1 protein-coding gene is annotated in these 1,892 nt (G+C 47.8%); it reads left to right on the plus strand.

The annotated features are described in order from the left end of the window. The first annotated feature begins 563 nt into the window (after positions 1 to 563). Complete coding sequence (ltrA, locus tag AB4507_RS18695) at positions 564 to 1,856, plus strand: group II intron reverse transcriptase/maturase (protein ID WP_372056279.1); 1,293 nt, start codon at positions 564 to 566, stop codon at positions 1,854 to 1,856. The last annotated feature ends 36 nt before the right edge of the window (positions 1,857 to 1,892 follow it).

Below are 1,892 nucleotides of genomic sequence, written 5' to 3' on the forward strand. Positions count from 1 at the left end.
TTGTGCGCCGAGCATGGCGTTGATCTAGGAGGTGAAAGTCCTCTACGGGCTCAGTCGAGCGAGAACCGTTAGCCTATGCAAGGGTGTTCACCGTGAGGTGAAATCTGAAGGAAGCAAATGGCAAAACTTGGTTGTGACGAACAGAAATCTGATAGTAGGTCATTACAACTTGGGCAACCTAGCAATAGATAGAATAGCCCGATGCCTCGACGGGAAGTGTGTAGTGATAAATCAGGCACGGCCAAGGGAAAGAGCAACGTCTTACCTCGGGAGATCTTATTACTTGTCTCGATAGAGACTAATACAGCAGCGATGCGGTATGACGAGCAATAAGAAGTCAGCAGAAGGCATAATACCTTAAGGAAGTACAACTTAAGGGAAGGCCCGAACTGAATATATCAAGAAGCAGTCACTAGACACTCAATCATGTGGGGTCATAGCAAGATGAAAACCATCTCTACGTCCCAATGGGCGATACAGCAAGTAAAGCTCATGGTGATGAAGAATGACAAGCATGATTGGCGTAAACAGGAGGACGAGTCTTGGTGATCTCAACGTCGTTGATGGAGCAAATCTGCTCTTCAACCAACTTGAATCAAGCTCTACGAAGAGTGAAGAAGAACAAAGGATGTGCAGGTGTCGACAAACTCGACATAGATGCGACTATCTCAACACTTCGACAGGCTTCAAATGGGCAAGCGCTTCGCCAGAGTCTTCTGGAAGGAAGCTACCAACCTCAACCGGTACTTGGTGTAGAAATCCCTAAACCTAGTGGTGGCGTAAGGCAACTAGGTATCCCAACCGTGCTTGATAGAGTTGTCCAACAGGCAATGACCTCAGTACTGTCAGATATCTATGACCCCAAGTTCTCCAATAGCAGTTACGGATTTAGACCAAACCGCAGTGCGCACCATGCATTAACGGCAGCCAGTCATTACATCCGAGAAGGTCGAGGTTATGTTGTAGATATCGACCTAGCGAAATACTTCGACACAGTGAATCACGATAGACTGATGTACAGACTGTCACAGGACATCAGTGATAAACGAGTGTTGAAGCTCATCAGGTCATATCTACAGGCAGGCATAATGCGAAACGGGATGGTTGAACAGAGACAAAGAGGGACACCACAGGGTGGACCATTATCCCCGTTGCTATCCAATATCGTATTAGATGAACTGGATAAAGAGTTAGAGCGCAGAGGGCATAAGTTCTGTCGATATGCAGACGACTGCCAAATCTACGTTCATAGTGAAGAAGCCGCTTATCGAGTTAAAGAGTCGATAACGGAGTTCTTGGAGCAAAAGCTGAAGCTCACGGTAAATCGAGAGAAAAGTGGTGCGACAAGAGTGACAGAGCGGACTTACTTAAGCCACCGCTTCGGGATAGATGGAACAATCCATCTATCGAAGGCAGCACAAACTCAAATGAAGAAGCGAGTGCGGCAGATAACGAAGCGAAACCGAGGGCGAGAGTTGCAAGCAGTCATAGCGGAATTAACTCAATACCTAAGAGGTTGGCAACACTACTTCAAACTCGCCATACGGAAAAGCAGCTTGCAGCGCTTAGACGAATGGATACGGCGACGGCTACGATGTTACCGCTTAAAACAACGCAAACGCAGATACGGCATAGCGACATGGTTACAACAACAAGGTGTAACGGAGCGCAATGCGTGGAAGGTAGCGATGTCAGATAAAGGGTGGTGGCACTTGGCCTTAACGCCGCAGTTAAATCACGCCATGCCAATAAAATGGTTCGAGGAGTTGGGCCTGTACTCATTGGGAGATGGGTATGAGTCACTGAAAATATATTCGGAACCGCCGTATGCGACCCACGCTTGTACGGTGGTGTGAGAGGACGGAGGCCGTGAGGCCTCCTCCTACTCGATT

The organism is Vibrio sp. 10N.222.54.A3 (assembly GCF_041474095.1).
Taxonomy (GTDB): domain Bacteria; phylum Pseudomonadota; class Gammaproteobacteria; order Enterobacterales; family Vibrionaceae; genus Vibrio; species Vibrio crassostreae_C.